This window comes from Streptomyces corchorusii (assembly GCF_001514055.1).
Lineage (GTDB): Bacteria > Actinomycetota > Actinomycetes > Streptomycetales > Streptomycetaceae > Streptomyces > Streptomyces olivaceoviridis.
Genome location: NZ_KQ948369.1, coordinates 83613 through 98740 on the forward strand (window position 1 = coordinate 83613; position 15128 = coordinate 98740).

General features: G+C 73.8%; 14 protein-coding genes. 8 read left to right on the top strand and 6 right to left on the bottom strand.

The genetic code is table 11. From position 1 onward, the window contains the following. The first annotated feature begins 110 nt into the window (after positions 1 to 110). The 3 genes from AQJ11_RS36750 (at position 111) to AQJ11_RS36760 (ending at position 1891) form a co-directional block, all read left to right on the top strand. Complete coding sequence (locus AQJ11_RS36750) at positions 111 to 653, top strand: sigma-70 family RNA polymerase sigma factor (protein WP_059266187.1); 543 nt, start codon at positions 111 to 113, stop codon at positions 651 to 653. Continuing rightward, positions 650 to 1495, top strand: coding sequence for an anti-sigma factor (locus tag AQJ11_RS36755; RefSeq protein ID WP_059266188.1), 846 nt, complete (start codon positions 650 to 652; stop codon positions 1493 to 1495). Before AQJ11_RS36750 ends, AQJ11_RS36755 begins: the two co-directional genes overlap by 4 nt. Positions 1496 to 1621: 126 nt before the next feature. Next, positions 1622 to 1891, top strand: coding sequence for a hypothetical protein (locus tag AQJ11_RS36760; protein WP_041665066.1), 270 nt, complete (start codon positions 1622 to 1624; stop codon positions 1889 to 1891). Between the two features lie 41 nt (positions 1892 to 1932). On the opposite strand, the gene AQJ11_RS36765 is transcribed toward AQJ11_RS36760, so the two are convergent. Genes AQJ11_RS36765 through AQJ11_RS36775 form a run of 3 tightly spaced genes read right to left on the bottom strand, consistent with a single transcriptional unit; the run spans position 1933 to position 4909 of the window. After that, a complete protein-coding gene (locus AQJ11_RS36765; protein ID WP_058079967.1) occupies positions 1933 to 3129 on the bottom strand; it encodes a CaiB/BaiF CoA transferase family protein in 1197 nt (398 codons plus the stop codon). A gap of 47 nt (positions 3130 to 3176) precedes the next feature. Next, on the bottom strand, positions 3177 to 3956 hold the full coding sequence (locus AQJ11_RS36770; protein WP_014671777.1) for an ABC transporter permease: 780 nt from the start codon (positions 3954 to 3956) through the stop codon (positions 3177 to 3179). Beyond that, positions 3953 to 4909: an ATP-binding cassette domain-containing protein gene (locus AQJ11_RS36775; RefSeq protein ID WP_079082573.1), complete on the bottom strand. Its 957-nt coding sequence runs from the start codon at positions 4907 to 4909 to the stop codon at positions 3953 to 3955. The genes AQJ11_RS36770 and AQJ11_RS36775 overlap by 4 nt, the downstream gene beginning before the upstream one ends. Before the next feature lie 63 nt (positions 4910 to 4972). Here AQJ11_RS36775 and AQJ11_RS36780 point away from each other — a divergent pair, with 63 nt between their 5' ends. Next, positions 4973 to 5683 carry a TetR/AcrR family transcriptional regulator gene (locus tag AQJ11_RS36780; protein WP_041665064.1) on the top strand — a complete coding sequence of 237 codons (711 nt, stop codon included), beginning with the start codon at positions 4973 to 4975 and terminating at the stop codon, positions 5681 to 5683. 58 nt (positions 5684 to 5741) lie between these two features. Here the strand turns inward: AQJ11_RS36780 and AQJ11_RS36785 are convergent, their stop codons facing one another. The 3 genes from AQJ11_RS36785 to hmgA all read right to left on the bottom strand — a co-directional run bounded on the left by AQJ11_RS36785 (position 5742) and on the right by hmgA (position 9637). After that, on the bottom strand, positions 5742 to 6896 hold the full coding sequence (locus AQJ11_RS36785; RefSeq protein WP_041665063.1) for a type ISP restriction/modification enzyme: 1155 nt from the start codon (positions 6894 to 6896) through the stop codon (positions 5742 to 5744). A gap of 601 nt (positions 6897 to 7497) precedes the next feature. Further along, positions 7498 to 8244: a GntR family transcriptional regulator gene (locus AQJ11_RS36790; protein ID WP_014671772.1), complete on the bottom strand. Its 747-nt coding sequence runs from the start codon at positions 8242 to 8244 to the stop codon at positions 7498 to 7500. A gap of 46 nt (positions 8245 to 8290) precedes the next feature. Beyond that, positions 8291 to 9637, bottom strand: coding sequence for a homogentisate 1,2-dioxygenase (hmgA, locus tag AQJ11_RS36795; RefSeq protein ID WP_059266189.1), 1347 nt, complete (start codon positions 9635 to 9637; stop codon positions 8291 to 8293). A 150-nt stretch (positions 9638 to 9787) separates the two neighbouring features. Between hmgA and AQJ11_RS36800 the strand changes: the two genes are divergently transcribed. From AQJ11_RS36800 to AQJ11_RS36815, 4 genes are all read left to right on the top strand, one after another. Continuing rightward, positions 9788 to 10309: a hypothetical protein gene (locus AQJ11_RS36800; RefSeq protein WP_059266190.1), complete on the top strand. Its 522-nt coding sequence runs from the start codon at positions 9788 to 9790 to the stop codon at positions 10307 to 10309. Between the two features lie 99 nt (positions 10310 to 10408). Continuing rightward, positions 10409 to 11026 (top strand): TetR/AcrR family transcriptional regulator, encoded by a 618-nt coding sequence (locus AQJ11_RS36805; protein WP_059266191.1) that lies wholly within the window; start codon positions 10409 to 10411, stop codon positions 11024 to 11026. A gap of 318 nt (positions 11027 to 11344) precedes the next feature. Beyond that, complete coding sequence (locus tag AQJ11_RS36810; protein WP_059266192.1) at positions 11345 to 13576, top strand: molybdopterin oxidoreductase family protein; 2232 nt, start codon at positions 11345 to 11347, stop codon at positions 13574 to 13576. A 124-nt stretch (positions 13577 to 13700) separates the two neighbouring features. Then, positions 13701 to 15119, top strand: coding sequence for a CitMHS family transporter (locus AQJ11_RS36815; RefSeq protein WP_059266193.1), 1419 nt, complete (start codon positions 13701 to 13703; stop codon positions 15117 to 15119). Positions 15120 to 15128: the final 9 nt, after the last annotated feature.

Sequence of the window (15128 nt, forward strand, 5' to 3'; positions counted from 1 at the left end):
GGACCCGCGTTTTCGGCCCGCTGATCCGTACCCCCTCGGGGAGGTGTGTCACGGTGCGGATGCGCGGTGCGCGAGGAAGAGCCGGCTGCGGCCACGGCGAGGGGGCCGGCATGCGGGCGGACGAGCTGCTGGTGCTCGTGGCCGGCGGCGACCACAGGGCGTTCGAGGAGCTGTACGGCCTGGTCTCCGGGCCGGTGTTCGGCCTGGTGCGCCGGGTGGTGCGGGACCCCGCCCAGTCCGAGGAGGTCGCCCAGGAGGTGCTGCTCGAACTGTGGCGCTCCGCCGCCCGGTTCGACCCCGGCCGGGGCAGCGCCCTGTCCTGGGTCCTCACCCTCGCCCACCGCCGCGCCGTCGACCGGGTGCGCAGCGCCCGCGCGGCCGGCGAACGCGAGCAGCGCGAGGCCCTGCGCGCCGGGGAGCCCGCGTTCGACCAGGTCGCCGAGGAGGTCGAGGCCGGTCTGGAACGGGAGTGGGTGCGCCGCTGCCTGAACCGGCTCACGGCCCTGCAACGCCAGTCGGTGACCCTGGCCTACTACGACGGGTACACCTACCGTGAGGTGGCCGAGCGGCTGTCGCTGCCGCTCGGCACGGTCAAGACGCGGATGCGCGACGGACTCACCCGGCTGCGCCAGTGCCTGGGAGGCGCCGCATGAGCATCCTCGGCCGGCTGCTGCGCCGCGAGGACCCGCACTCCCTCGCCGCGCCCTACGCGCTCGACGCGCTGGAACCGGGCGAGCGGCGCCGCTTCGAGAAGCACCTCGCGGGCTGCGACCGCTGCGCCGCCGAGGTGCGGGAACTGGCCGAGGACGCGGTGCGCCTCGCCTGGTCGACGGCGGCCCCGCCGCCCCCCGCCCTGCGCGAGCGGGTCCTGGCCGCCGTCCGTACCACCCCGCAGGAGCCGGCGCGTGGCCGGGCGGGCGCACGGGACCGGACGCCGGCCCGGGAGCGCGCCCCCCAGCTTCCGCCGCACGTCTGGGGCGCCCAGCCCCCGCCGGGCCGCGCCCGTGCGTCCCGGGCCCGCCGCCCCCTCCTCGTCCCGTTCGCCACGGTCACGGCCGCCGCGGCGCTCGTCGTCGCCTCCCTCTTCGCGGTCCAGGCGCACCGCACCGAGGACCGGCTCGCCGCCGAGCGGACCCGGGCACGTGAGATCGCCCACGTTCTGGCCGCTCCGGACGCCCGCGCGGTGAGCAGCGAGGACGCGCGCGGCCGCAGTATCGGAGTAATCGCTTCCGCCTCCGAGCGGGAGGCCGTCGTCACCCTCAGCGGGTACGGCACCCCGTCCGGCGGGCGCGTGCACCAGCTCTGGCTCATGCGTCCCCGGGTGCGACCGCGCTCCCTGGGGCTCCTCGCGGGCGACACGCCCCTGGTCGCCAAGGGGCTCGACGCCTCCTCGACGTCACTCGCCGTGACCGTCGAGCCTGACGGCGGGTCAGCACAGCCGACTGGTCAGCCCCTTGTCCAACTCACCCTGAAATCGGTCGGATTCGGAGAGTAGTCAAAGGTGGATGATCAACCACCTTATGGGGAAGGTGAATCCTGTGGCCGAGATACACGCGTGCCCCACCGGGGCGATAGGGTTACCCTGCCCGGGCCGGGTGGACTCGTACGGGTGGGGAGTGACATGGAGCAGATAACAGTGCGCAGCAGGGCCAGGATCCCTGCGATCACCTGCGGGAGCAGCGCGACCAGTACGCGGCTCGACCGCCATCTGTCGGTGCTGGCGGGTCCCGCCATACCGCAGCGGGAGACGGTCGAGGCGACGTCGCTGATGCGCGAACTGACGGCGCGTGACTCCGTGCGGCAGCGCAGTGACCGGGGCACGCGGATCGGCCGCGTCTCCCTCTTCGCGCCGCTGCGCCGGCTGCGCCGTTCGCTGTTCGGCGGTCACTGACCGCACCGCAGGGCCCCTGACCCGAACAGGGGTGCCCGCGCTCAGGCCGCCACACCGTCCCGGCGCAGCGCTGCGATCTCGTCGTCCGTCATCCCCACGGCACGCAGCAGCGCTCCGGTGTGCTGTCCGAGTGCGGGCACGTCACCCATCCGTGCCTCGTCCCCGCCCGGCAGCGTGACGGGGGGCAGCAGCGCCTTCAACGGCCCGGCCGGCGACCCCACCTGGCGCCACCGCTCCCTGGCCGCCAGTTGTGGATGCTCCGCCAGCTCGCGCACGTCCCGCAGCCGGGCGCAGGCGATGCCCGCCTTCTCCAGCCGGGCCAGCGCCTCCTCGGCGTCCAGCACCGCCAGCGCCCCCGCGACCAGGGCGTCGGTCCGCTCCCGGTGCGCCACCCGCGCGGCATTGGTCGCGAACGCCGGATCGGTGCCCAGCTCCGGGCGGCCCACGACCTGTTCGGCGAGCCGCCGCCACTCCCGGTCGTTCTGCACCGACAGCAGCACCCGCCCGCCGTCCGCCGTCGGATAGGCGTCGTACGGCGCGATCACGGCGTGCGCCAGCCCGGTGCGGGCCGGCGGCTCCCCGCCGTGCAGCGCGTGGTGCAGCGGATGGCCCATCCACTCGGCGAGCGCCTCCAGCATGGACACCTCCACCGGTCCGCCCCGCCCGGTCGTCCCGCGCCGTACGAGCGCGGCCAGCACCCCGGAGAACGCGTACATGGCCGCCGCGATGTCCGCCGCCGGGATGCCCGCTTTCACCGGCTGCTCGGGCGTCCCGGTCACCGACACCAGCCCCGCCTCGCACTGCACCAGCATGTCGTACGCCCGCTTGTCCGCGTACGGCCCCGAACCGCCGTAGCCCGAGATGTCCACGGCGATCAGCCGCGGGTGCGCGGCGCACAGCGTGGCCGCGTCCAGGCCGAGCCGGGCCGCCGCGCCGTGCGCGAGGTTCTGCACGAACACGTCCGCGTCCGCGACCAGCCGCCGTACGACGTCCAGGCCGCGCGGGTCCTTGAGGTCCAGCGCGATGGACTCCTTGCCGCGGTTGCACCACACGAAGTGCGAGGCGAGACCGCGGGCCGCGGTGTCGTAGCCGCGCGCGAAGTCGCCGCCGTCGACCCGCTCCACCTTGATGACCCTGGCCCCCAGGTCGGCGAGCTGCCGGGTGGCGAAGGGCGCGGACACGGCCTGTTCGACGGCGACGACGGTGATGCCGTCCAGGGGCAGCGGGAGACGATCCATGGGGTGGATGATCTCCCCTGACCGGCGCCCCTGTCAGCAGTGCGGACTCATTCGGTCCGGGCGTACCTGCGCACGGCCAGCGGCAGGAACAGCGCGGTCAGGGCGAGGCTCCAGGCCAGCGACCCCGCGACCGGGTGCGCCACCGGCCAGGCGGCGCCCGCCGGGACGGGCGCGTTGCCGAAGAGGTCCCGCAGGGCGGTGGTCACCGCGCTGATCGGGTTCCACTCGGCGAGCACGCGCAGCCAGTGCGGCAGGTTGCCGGTCGGGATGTACGCGTTCGACAGCAGCGGCAGCACGAAGGAGGCGGCGCCGAGCTGCCCGGCGGCCTCCTCGCTGCGGGACAGCAGCCCCAGGAGGATCCCGGCGCAGGTGCAGGCGAACCGGAAGAGCAGCAGCAGCCCCACGGCACCGGCCGCCCCGGCCGCGGACCCCTCGATCCGCCAGCCCACCGCGAGCCCGGTCAGCAGCAGCGGCACCGTCCCGACGGCCGTGACGAGGAGGTCGGCGACGGCTTGCCCGAGCGGTACGGCGGCCCGGCTCACCGGCATCGTGCGGAACCGGTCCATCACCCCCCGGTGGGTGTCCTGGGCGGCCTGGAACATGCCGGTCATCAGCCCGCCGGCGGCCGTGGCGGCGAGCAGCCCGGGCACCAGGAAGGACCGGTACTCGCGGCCGGGCACCGCCAGGGCGCTGCCGAACACGTAGCCGAAGAACAGCAGCATGTTGACCGGCATCAGCTGGGTCAGGATCGCCAGGCCCGGGGTGTTGCGGACCCGGCGGAGCTGCCGGCCCGCCATCGCCAGTCCGTCGTACGCCAACGCGCTCACGCGGCACGCTCCTCACTGCCGGCGGACTCACCGGTGAGCCGCAGGAAGACGTCGTCGAGGGTGGGCGGCCGGATGCCGGCGTCCAGCAGCGGCACACCGGCCGCGTCGAGTTCGCGCACCAGGCGGGGCAGGGTGAGTGTCGGATCGGTGGTGACCGCGCCGACGGCGCAGCGCTCGCGGTCGAACACGGGCTCCCTGCCGGTCAGCCGGTCGAGCACGGCCGCCGCCCGGGTCAGCGCGCCGGGGTCCGCGACCACCGCCTCCACATGGGACCCGATGAGCGCCTTCAGCGCGGCGGGCGAGCCGGTGTGGGCGACCTGGCCCCGGTCCACCAGGGCGATGTCGTCGGCGAGCCGGTCGGCCTCCTCCAGGTACTGGGTGGTCAGCAGCACGGTCGTGCCGTCCGCCTTCAGTTCGCGCACCGCCTGCCAGATGCGGGCGCGGCTGGCCGGGTCGAGCCCGGTGGTCGGCTCGTCCAGGAAGAGCACGTCGGGACGGCGCAGCAGGCTCGCGGCGAGGTCCAGCCGGCGCCGCATGCCGCCCGAGTACGCCGCCGCCTTCCGGTCCGCCGCCTCGGTCAGCCCGAAGCGCTCCAGCAGCTCGTCGGCGCGGGCGGCCGGCCCGCGCACCCGGTGCAGCCGGGCGAACAGCCGCAGGTTCTCCCGGCCGGTGAGGTCCCCGTCGACCGAGGCGTACTGCCCGGTGACCGCGATCCGGCGGCGCACCGCCGCCGCCTCCCGCACCACGTCGTGCCCGGCGATCCGCGCCGAGCCCCCGTCCGGGCGCAGCAGCGTGGTCAGCAGCCGCACCGCCGTCGTCTTCCCCGCCCCGTTGGGCCCCAGCAGCCCGCAGACCGTGCCCTCGGCCACGGCCAGATCGAGCCCGCGCACGGCCCGCACGGCGCCGAAGCGCTTCTCCAGACCTGCACTAAGTACAGCGTACGTAGTAGTCATGCCGGGACTATACCGCACTACGTACGGCGTACGTAACTACGATGGTGGCCGAGGTGATGAGCGATGGCAGTCCGAGGGGCCGTCCCCGAGGTGATCTGGGCGCGCCCCGAGCGCACCGGCCGAGGTCCAAAACCGGCGTACACGCGCGACGACATCGCCGCCGCCGCCGTCCGGATCGCCGACGCGCGGGGGCTCGACGCGGTGTCGATGCGGCACGTGGCGGCCGAGCTGGGCTGCGGCACCATGTCGCTGTACAACTACGTCCCCCGCAAGGAGGACCTGTACGAGCTCATGGTGGACGCGGCGGGCGCGGAGCACGAGCTGTGGGAGCCCAGCGGCGACTGGCGCGGCGACATGCGCCGGGTGGCCCGGCAGACCCGTGAGCTGATGCTCCGGCACCCGTGGCTGCCGCGCCTGATGTCCCCCGTCTACGGCTTCAGCCCGCACGCCCTGCGCTACCTGGAGCACTGCCTGGCCTGCCTGGACCCGCTGGAGGCGGCGTACGGCACCAAGGTGGAGTTCATCGCGATGCTGAACGGCATGGTCACGACCTACGTCCGCAACGAACTCGACACCGCCGAGCGGGTGCGGGCCCTGCCGTGGTCGGAGGACGAGGAGAACGCGGTCCGCATCGCCCACCTGGGCCGCCAGATCGCCTCCGGCGCGTATCCGCGCATGGCGGCGGCGTTCGCGGAGGACGCGGGGCCGATCGATCTGGAGGCGGTGTTCGAGCGGATGGTGGAGAGGGTCCTCGACGCGTTCGCGCCGCGCTAGCCGGGCGGGCGCGGCGGGTACGGACCGTGGGCGGCCGGTCGCGCCGGCCGGCGGGCGGCTAGAGCAACGGGACCTGCCCGTCCGGGCCCTCCTCGTGGTGGTCGAGGACCGAGGCGGGACGGCGGGAGGACTCCGGCACCGGCAGGACGCCCGCCTCCCGCAGCTCTGCCGCCGTCACCGGTGACGTCACCTTCAACTCCTCGCGCGCCGAGCGCACTTCCGCCAGCAGGGCGAGGACCGTGATCAGCTCCAGCAGCTCCGACGTCCAGGTCTGCGGCCAGCCGGCGGGACGGATCGCGGCGAGCGTGCCCGGCTCCGCCGGCGCGGTGCGCGCCGCGAACCAGCTCTCCAGGACCCGCACCCCGGCCACCTCGTAGTCCCAGGCCTCGGGCGGGACGGGCGAGATTCGGCCCTCGTCCAGGTGCAGGGTCTCCTCGTCGCGGTCGTAGTGCAGGGCGAGCGGACGGTTCGGCAGGGGCGCGCGGACGTACGGGCGCCGTCCGCCCGGCAGCTTCGGGCGCTCGCCGTCCCGGCGCATCAGCCACAGCGCCCGGCGGCCCGTCTCCACGCCGGACGCCCACAGCCCGGGGTCGTCGGTGAGCGGGACGGTGAGGCCGGGGCCGGCCGTCATCAGGATCCAGGCCAGCACGTCCGGTGCCGAGGGGCGCGTGCCCAGGCGGGCCGCCAGATGGTCCAGCAGGCCGGGGGCGAGGTTCGGTTCCGTGCCGCCGGGGCGGCGGTAGAGCGGGCGGACGCGGCCCGGGCGCAGGGTGGGCAGCAGCGAGGTCGCCAGCAGCGGGGCGTCGGCGTCGCCCGTCTCGACCGTGAACACCTGCCGCGCGTCCGCCACCCGCCACAGCTCCGGGCGGGCCGTGTCGAGCAGCCGGTGGTCCGGGATCAGCCACTGCTCGTCGAAGGGAGCGGCCAGCACCCGCACCGGTTCCGGGCAGGGCCCCTCGGCACGCGCGAGCCGCTCGGTACCGGCGGGCGAACCGGGCAACTGACCCACCGCCGACTGGAGCGTACGGGCGCGGGTGGGCTCGAACAGGGCCTCGCGATCCGGGCCCCCGGCCTTCAGCAGCGCGTCCCAGCGGGCCCGCAGCGAGGCCGGATCCGGTGCCGTCGGCCAGGCGCGGCCCGGCCGCAGCGGTGCGACGGACCACGGCATGAGGTCCGCCAGCAGCGGAGCGTCGTCGTGCGTCACGCACGGCATGCTACGACAGCGGCTGCCACCCCCGAGGGGGTGTTGGGACCCGTGCGTCCGCCATGACGGACTCGCGGGCGCCGGACGACTTCCCGGCTGGGCTGCGGCAGCGGGTGGGGTCCCCGAGGGGGGTGTGCAGGACCCGTGCGTCCGGCCGCGACGGGCTCGCAGGTGACGGAGGGCTTCCTGGCTGGGGTGGTGGAGCGTCGTGGTGCGTCTTGCGCGGCGCGCTTCGGTAGCGGGTGGGGCCCTCCGTAGGGGTGTGCAGGACCCGTGCGTCCGGCCACGACGGGCTCGCAGGTGACGGAGGGCTTCCTGGCTGGGGTGGTGGAGCGTCGTGGTGCGTCTTGCGCGGCGCGCTTCGGTAGCGGGTGGGGCCTCCGTAGGGGCGCGAGGAACCGCGCGTCCGGCCGCGACGGCCCCGCAGGCGACGGAGGGCCTCCTGGCTGGGGTGGCGAAACCGCGCGCCCCGCCGCGACGGGCCCGCAGGCGACGGACGACCCCCCGGCTGAGGCAGCGGGTGGGGCCCCGAAGGGGCGCGAGGAACTGCGCGCCCCGCCACGACGGGCCCGTGGGCGACGGACGACCCCCGGCTAAGGCAGCGGAGCGTTCACGCGTCGAGGGTGACCGTGAACGAGAACCGGTCGCCCCGGTAGTGGATGACCGCCACGTCCAGCACCCGGCCCTCGCTGTCGTACGTCACCCCGGTGTAGTGCAGGATCGGGCTCAGCAGCGGGACTTCGAGCAGCCGGGCCGTGTCCGGGTCGGCGAGCCGGGCCTCCACCGTGTCCGTGATCCGGCTGATGTCCGCCTTCACCACATCCCGCAGCACCTTGGTCATCGGCCAGCGGACCAGGTCCTCCGGGTCGATGCCCTCGGCCAGCTCCGGGCGGACGTGGTTGACGGCGTGGTTGGTCGGCTCGCCGGTCTTCTCGTCGCTGCGCAGCCGGTGGTACGCCGCCACCTCCGTGAGATCCGGGAAGTACTCGGCGAGTCCGCCCGGCACCGGCACGCGACCGTGGCCGAGCAGCTCGGTCGTCATCCCGGACTGCTGGGCCACGATCGCGTCCACCGAGCCCAGCAGCCGGACCGGGGCCCCGCGCCGCGCCCCGGGCTCGATGAACGTGCCGCGCCGCCGGTGCCGGCTGATCAGGCCCTCGTCCTCCAGCTCCTTCAGCGCCTGCCGCATGGTCAGCACGCTCACCCCGTAGTGCTCCGCCAGCCGCTCCTCGGTGGGCAGGCGCAGCGGGTCGTCGGGGGAGCGGCCCAGTATCGAGGCGCGCAGCGACTGCGACACCTGGTACCACAGCGGCAGCTTGCGGTTCAGGACGATCGAATCCGGGGCGAAGGAGGTCACGCGGCTATCCGTACCTGGCGAAGAACGTCCGGCGCAACGGCGGCGGTCACCCGCGGAAGTGCCGTTGCAGTCCCTGCCACACGTCGTCGTAGCGCCGCTGGAGGTGGTCGGCGTCCGCCGCCTGCGGGGTGAGGGTCACCGGCCAGCGGGTCTCGAACATGAACGCCAGCCCGTCGTCGAGCTTCTGCGGCTTCAGCTCGGCCGCGCTCGCCCGGTCGAACGTCTCCCGGTCCGGGCCGTGCGCCGACATCATGTTGTGCAGCGAGCCGCCGCCGGGCACGAAGCCCTCCGCCTTGGCGTCGTAGGCGCCCTCGATCAGGCCCATGTACTCGCTCATCACGTTCCGGTGGAAGTACGGCGGCCGGAAGGTGTCCTCGCCCACCAGCCAGCGCGGCGCGAAGACCACGAAGTCCACGCCGGCCAGGCCCGGGGTGTCCGACGGCGAGGTCAGCACCGTGAAGACGGACGGATCCGGGTGGTCGTAGGAGATGGTGCCGATCACATTGAAGCGGCGCAGGTCGTAGGTGTACGGCACATGGTTGCCGTGCCAGGCGACCACGTCCAGGGGGCTGTGGTCGTAGGTCGCCGTCCACAGGTTGCCGCAGAACTTGTTCACCACCTCCACCGGCCCCTCGACGTCCTCGTACGCCGCCACCGGAGCCCGGAAGTCCCGGGGGTTGGCGAGCCCGTTGGCGCCGATCGGGCCGAGGTCGGGCAGCCGGAACGGCGCCCCATAGTTCTCGCACACATAGCCTCGGGCCGACTCATCGAGCAGCTCCACACGGAAGCGCACTCCACGGGGGATCAGCGCCACATGGCCCGGCTCCACATGAAGCCGGCCGAACTCGGTGTGCAGCAGCAGCCCGCCGCGCTCCGGCACGATCAGCAGCTCGCCGTCGGCGTCAGAGAAGACCCGCTCCATCGAGGCGTTGGCGTGGTACAGGTGCACGGCCATGCCCGTGCGCTGGGTGGCGTCGCCGTTGCCGCCCAGCGTCCACAGGCCGGCGAGGAAGTCGGTGCCGGCCGGAGGCTCGGGCAGCGGGTTCCAGCGCAGCCGGTTGGGGTCGGGCACCGCCTCGGCGAAGGGCGCCGTGCGGATCGCGCCGTTGCCGGTGCGGGTGAACGCCGGATGCGCGGCCGAGGGGCGGATGCGGTACAGCCAGGAGCGCCGGTTGTGCGCCCGCGGCTCGGTGAACGCCGTACCGCTCAACTGCTCGGCGTACAGGCCCAGCGGCGCGCGCTGCGGCGAGTTGCGACCCTCGGGCAGGGCGCCCGGCACCGCCTCGGAGGCGTGTTCGTTGCCGAATCCGGTCAGATACGACAGCCCCTCGGCGGTCTTCCGTCCTCCCCCACGCTCGAACACGCTCGCGCGGGAGGTGCCCCCATCGCTCATGATCGCTCCTTGTGCTCCCGATTCCTATGCATCACCGTAGGAATGAGTGGGGGTCCGCGCAAGAGGGGCGTGGTCCTCCCCGCGGGGTACGGCCGGAACCAGACTTCAGGGGGATCCGGAGTGCCGCGGTGCTGTTCTACGCTCCCGGTCATGTCGTGGACGAAGTGGACGCGTGGACTCCTCGCCGCGCTCGCGGTGGGCGTCCTGCTGCCGCTCGGGGCGGCGGCCTGCACCGGCGGCGCGGCGCACGGCGGGACGGCCGTCTCGCCGTCGCCCGTGGGGAAGGTGCTGGACGACACCGACGAGACCGGCCGGAACCTGCGCGAGGTGGCCCAGCGGAACGCCCCCGAGGTCGCGATCGAGGTCGCCCCGGACTCGGCCGGTGGCTGGGACGTCCGGCTGACCCTGCGTCACTTCCGGCTCTCCCCGTCCGGCACCCGTCCGGCGGCGGCCATCGGCCGCGGGCTCGCCCACCTGTTCGTCGACGGCCACCGGGTCGCCCGGCTGCGCACCCCCGCGTACCACCTGGCCGCCGGTCTCGTCCCGCACGGCACCCACCAGGTCACCGTCCGCCTGTACGCCGACGACGGCACGGTGTGGGCCGTCCGCGGCAAGCCGGTCCAGAGCACCGCCGACATCACGGTGTCCGACGCGGAGACGGGCACGGGGTGAGCGCCGGCCGGAACATCGCCCCCGCCGGCGAATGAGTGCAAGGGCCACCTGTCTCCGTACTGTGGGGGGAGGTTCACCGGACCCCGGCGGAAAGGCATCATGAAGCCCGTGCCCCACGCGACATCGCTCCGCCGCGCGCCCGTCCAGCGGCGCAGCGCCGAACGGCTGACCAGGATCCTGGACGCCTGCGCCGAACTCCTCGACGAGGTCGGCTACGACGCCCTGAGCACGCGCGCGGTCGCCCAGCGCGCCGGCGTGCCCATCGGCTCGGTCTACCGGTTCTTCGGCAACAAGCGGCAGATGGCCGACGCCCTCGCCCAGCGCAACCTGGAGCGGTACGTCGAGCGTGTCACCGAGCGGCTGAAGAAGGCCGGCAAGGGGGACTGGCGGGCCGCCATGGACGCCGTCCTGGACGAGTACCTGGGCATGAAGCGCACGGCTCCCGGCTTCTCCCTGGTGGACTTCGGCAACCAGATCCCGGTCGGCTCCCGCCACGGCGAGCCCAACACCCGGGTCGCCGACCGGCTCACCGACCTGCTCGCCGGCTATGTCGGCCGCATCCCGGACGCGGACCTGCGGCGGGCCTTCCTGGTCGCCGTGGAGAGCGCCGACACCCTCGTCCAACTCGCCTTCCGGATCGACCCGCAGGGCGACGAGGCGATCATCACGGAGACCCGGGAACTGCTCCGGGCGTACCTGGGACGCGTGCTGGACTGAGACACGGGCGGACGGGGCGTCGTCGGACGGCCTGCGCGGGCCGACCGGAGTGTCACCCGACGACTGGCGCGGGTCGCCCGGAGTCACCCCCAAGACCGGCGCGGGCCGGCCACGTGTCACCCGTCTGCCGCCGGTGCCCGGTGCCCGGTGCCCGATGCTCGGTGACCGTCGCCCGATGCCGGCGGCCCCAGGGTGTGCCGGAACGGAACGGTCACGTGCGGGGCCTCCCCTCCGTGCATACCGGTCGGTATGCTCGCCCCAGCCGGTCCGCCCGCTCGTGCGCGGGCGACCCCGTCGCCGACCCCTCCGGGAGGACCCGTGTCCCGCACCGCCCTGCGAATCTGCCCCCTGTGCGAGGCCACCTGCGGGCTGGTCCTCACCGTCGAGGGCACCCGCGTCACCGGCGCCCGCGGTGACCGGGACGACGTCTTCAGCAAGGGGTTCATCTGCCCCAAGGGCGCCGCCTTCGGCGCCGTCGACGGCGACCCCGACCGGCTGCGCACCCCGCTCGTCCGGGAGAACGGCACCCTGCGCGAGGCCACCTGGGAGGAGGCGTTCGACGCGGTCGCCGCGGGTCTGCGCCCGGTGGTGGAGCGGTACGGCCCCGACGCCGTGGGCGTGGTCCTCGGCAACCCCAACGTGCACACCATGGCCGGCGCCCTCTACCCGCCGGTCCTGCTCGGCGCCCTGCGCACCCGCAGCCTGTTCACCGCCTCCACGGTCGACCAGATGCCCAAGCACGTCTCCAGCGGGCTGCTGTTCGGCGACGCGGGCGCCATCCCGGTGCCGGACCTCGACCACACCGACCACCTGCTGCTCATCGGCGCCAACCCCCTTGAGTCCAACGGCAGTCTGTGCACCGCCCCCGACTTCCCCGGCAGGCTCAAGGCCCTCAAGGCGCGCGGCGGCCGGCTCACCGTCGTGGACCCGCGCCGCACCCGCACCGCGAAGCTCGCCGACCGCCACCTGGCGATACGCCCCGGCGCCGACGCCCTGCTGCTCGCCGCGATGGCCCACACCCTCTTCACCGAGGACCTGGTCGACCTCCGGCACCTGGCCCCGCACGTCGAGGGGCTCGACGAACTCCGGGACGCACTCGCCGACTTCACCCCCGAGGCCGTGGCGCCCGCCTGCGACCTGGACACCGGTGTCATCCGCACCCTCGCCCGCGAACTGGCCGCCGCCCCGACCGCCGCCGTCTACGCCCGCATCGGCAGCTGCACCGTCCCGCACGGCACCCTGGCCAGCTGGCTAGTCGACGTCCTGAACATCCTCACCGGCAACCTGGACCGGCCCGGCGGCGCGCTCTTCCCGCAGGCCGCCACCGGCAAGCCGCCCCGCCCGGCGGGCCCCGGCCGCGGCTTCGCGCTCGGCCGCTGGCACTCCCGGGTGAGCGGACACCCCGAGGCGAAGGGGGAGTTGCCGCTCGCCGCGCTCGCCGAGGAGATCGACACCGCGACCGACGAGGGGACACCGGTGCGCGCGCTGATCGCCGTCGCCGCCAACCCCGTGCTCTCCGCACCCGACGGCGACCGGCTCGACAAGGCCCTGGACTCCCTGGACTTCATGGTCAGCGTCGACCCGTACCTCAACGAGACCTCGCGCCACGCCCACGTCGTCCTGCCCCCGCCGCCGCCCTCCCAGAGCCCGCACCACGACTTCGCCTTCAACGCCCTGGCCGTGCGCAACCAGGTCCGCTACACCCGCCCCGCCGTCCCGCTGGAGCCCGGCCGCATGGCGGAGACCGAGATCCTCGCCCGGCTGGTCCTGGCCGCCACAGGCATGCACGGTGCCGACCCGGCCGCCGTCGACGCGATGGTCGTCGACCAGACCCTCGGCAAGGCCGTCCAGGACGCGCACGGGCCGGTGCACGGACGCGACCCGCACGAGCTCGCCACGCTGCTGACCGGTGACAACGGCCCCGAGCGACGGCTCGACATGATGCTGCGCCTCGGCCCGTACGGCGACGGCTTCGGCGCCCGCCCCGACGGGCTGACCCTGGAGAAGCTGCTCGCCCACCCGCACGGCATCGACCTCGGCCCGCTGCGCCCGCGCCTGCCGCAGCCGCTGAAGACCCGCAGCGGCAGGGTCGAGCTGCTGCCCGGGCCCCTCGCCGACGACCTGCCCCGGCTCCGCGCGGCCCTGCGCGAGCGGCCCGCGGGCCTCGTCCTGGTCGGCCGCCGTCATCTGCGCTCCAACAACAGCTGGATGCACAACGTGCCCGCGCTCACCGGCGGCAGCAACCGCTGCACGGTGCACATCCACCCCGAGGACGCGGCCCGCCTCGGCGTCCGGGACGGCGCGGACGTCCGCGTCAAGGGCGCCGGGGGAGAGGTGGTGGCCCCCGCGGAGGTCACCGACGGCGTCCGGCCCGGCGTGGTGAGCCTGCCGCACGGCTGGGGCCACGACCGGCCCGGCACCCGGCTGGGCCACGCCTCCACCGACCCCGGTGTCAACGTCAACCAGTTGCTCGACGGCAGCCTGCTCGACCCGCTGTCGGGCAACGCGGTCCTCAACGGCGTACCCGTCGAACTCGTAGCACTGCCGTGACCTGGACTTTCGCGCTTATTGCTCGCGCGTCAACATCTTGTTAACGCCGTTTGAACGGACCTAACGTCATCGCACCGCCGACCCCCAGGTGGGATGTTCAAGGGCGAACGTTAGGTATCCATTCATGCTGACCATCCTCGGCTTCGCCATGATCGCGACCTTCCTGGTCCTGATCATGCTGAAGAAGATGTCGCCGATCGCGGCGCTCGTGCTCATACCCGCGCTCTTCTGCGTGTTCGTGGGCAAGGGCGCGAAGCTCGGCGACTACGTCATCGACGGCGTCACCGGCCTCGCCCCCACCGCGGCGATGCTCATGTTCGCGATCGTCTACTTCGGTGTGATGATCGACGTCGGCCTCTTCGACCCGGTCGTGCGGGGCATCCTCAGGTTCTGCAAGGCCGATCCGCTGCGGATCGTGGTCGGCACGGCGGTCCTCGCCGCGATCGTCTCCCTGGACGGCGACGGCTCCACCACCTTCATGATCACCGTCTCGGCGATGTACCCGCTGTACAAGCGCCTGAAGATGTCCCTGGTCGTGATGACCGGCATCGCCGCCATGGCCAACGGCGTGATGAACACGCTGCCGTGGGGCGGCCCCACCGCCCGCGCCGCCACCGCGCTGAAGCTCGACGCCAGTGACATCTTCGTGCCGATGATCCCGGCCCTCGCCATGGGCCTGCTGTTCGTCCTCGCCCTCGCCTACGTCCTCGGCCGCCGCGAGCGCAAGCGGCTCGGTGTGCTGACGCTGGACGAGGTGCTGGTGGAGGAGACCGAGACGGTGCTGGTCGGCGCCGGCGCCGGCAAGGACGTGGCGAAGGCCGGCGGTTCCGGCAAGGACGTGACGAGGGCCGGCGGTTCCGGTCCGGGCGTGGACCTGCCCGACGAGCCCGGGGACGAGAGCTTCCAGGGCCTGGACCCGGACCGCCCCACCCTGCGCCCCGGGCTCTACTGGTTCAACGCGCTGCTCACGGTCGCCCTGCTCACCGCCATGATCATGGAGTGGCTGCCGATCCCGGTGCTGTTCCTGCTCGGCGCCGCCCTCGCCCTGACCGTCAACTTCCCGCACATGCCGGACCAGAAGGCCCGGATCGCCGCCCACGCCGAGAACGTCCTCAACGTCTCCGGCATGGTCTTCGCCGCCGCCGTCTTCACCGGCGTCCTCCAGGGCACCGGCATGGTCGACCACATGGCGAAGTGGCTGGTGGACAACGTCCCCGACGGCATGGGCCCGCACATGGCCCTCGTCACCGGCGTGCTGAGCATCCCGCTCACCTACTTCATGTCCAACGACGGCTTCTACTTCGGCGTCCTGCCGGTGCTCGCCGAGGCGGGCCAGGCGCACGGCGTGTCCGCGGTGGAGATCGCCCGCGCCTCGATCGTCGGCCAGCCCCTGCACATGTCCAGCCCGCTCGTCCCGGCCGTGTACGTCCTGGTCGGCATGGCCAAGGTGGAGTTCGGCGACCACACCCGGTTCGTGGTCAAGTGGGCCGCGCTCACCTCGCTCGTGGTCCTCGGCGCGGGCGTCCTGTTCGGCATCATCTGATCCCCCTGG

Bases quoted from the DNA above. Each gene is read 5' to 3' on its own strand.
- AQJ11_RS36750 (WP_059266187.1), top strand. From the start codon at position 111: ATGCGGGCGGACGAGCTGCTGGTGCTCGTGGCCGGCGGCGACCACAGG.
- AQJ11_RS36755 (WP_059266188.1), top strand. From the start codon at position 650: ATGAGCATCCTCGGCCGGCTGCTGCGCCGCGAGGACCCGCACTCCCTC.
- AQJ11_RS36760 (WP_041665066.1), top strand. From the start codon at position 1,622: ATGGAGCAGATAACAGTGCGCAGCAGGGCCAGGATCCCTGCGATCACC.
- AQJ11_RS36765 (WP_058079967.1), bottom strand. From the start codon at position 3,129: ATGGATCGTCTCCCGCTGCCCCTGGACGGCATCACCGTCGTCGCCGTC.
- AQJ11_RS36775 (WP_079082573.1), bottom strand. From the start codon at position 4,909: ATGACTACTACGTACGCTGTACTTAGTGCAGGTCTGGAGAAGCGCTTC.
- AQJ11_RS36780 (WP_041665064.1), top strand. From the start codon at position 4,973: ATGGCAGTCCGAGGGGCCGTCCCCGAGGTGATCTGGGCGCGCCCCGAG.
- AQJ11_RS36785 (WP_041665063.1), bottom strand. From the start codon at position 6,896: ATGCCGTGCGTGACGCACGACGACGCTCCGCTGCTGGCGGACCTCATG.
- hmgA (WP_059266189.1), bottom strand. From the start codon at position 9,637: ATGAGCGATGGGGGCACCTCCCGCGCGAGCGTGTTCGAGCGTGGGGGA.
- AQJ11_RS36800 (WP_059266190.1), top strand. From the start codon at position 9,788: ATGTCGTGGACGAAGTGGACGCGTGGACTCCTCGCCGCGCTCGCGGTG.
- AQJ11_RS36805 (WP_059266191.1), top strand. From the start codon at position 10,409: ATGAAGCCCGTGCCCCACGCGACATCGCTCCGCCGCGCGCCCGTCCAG.
- AQJ11_RS36815 (WP_059266193.1), top strand. From the start codon at position 13,701: ATGCTGACCATCCTCGGCTTCGCCATGATCGCGACCTTCCTGGTCCTG.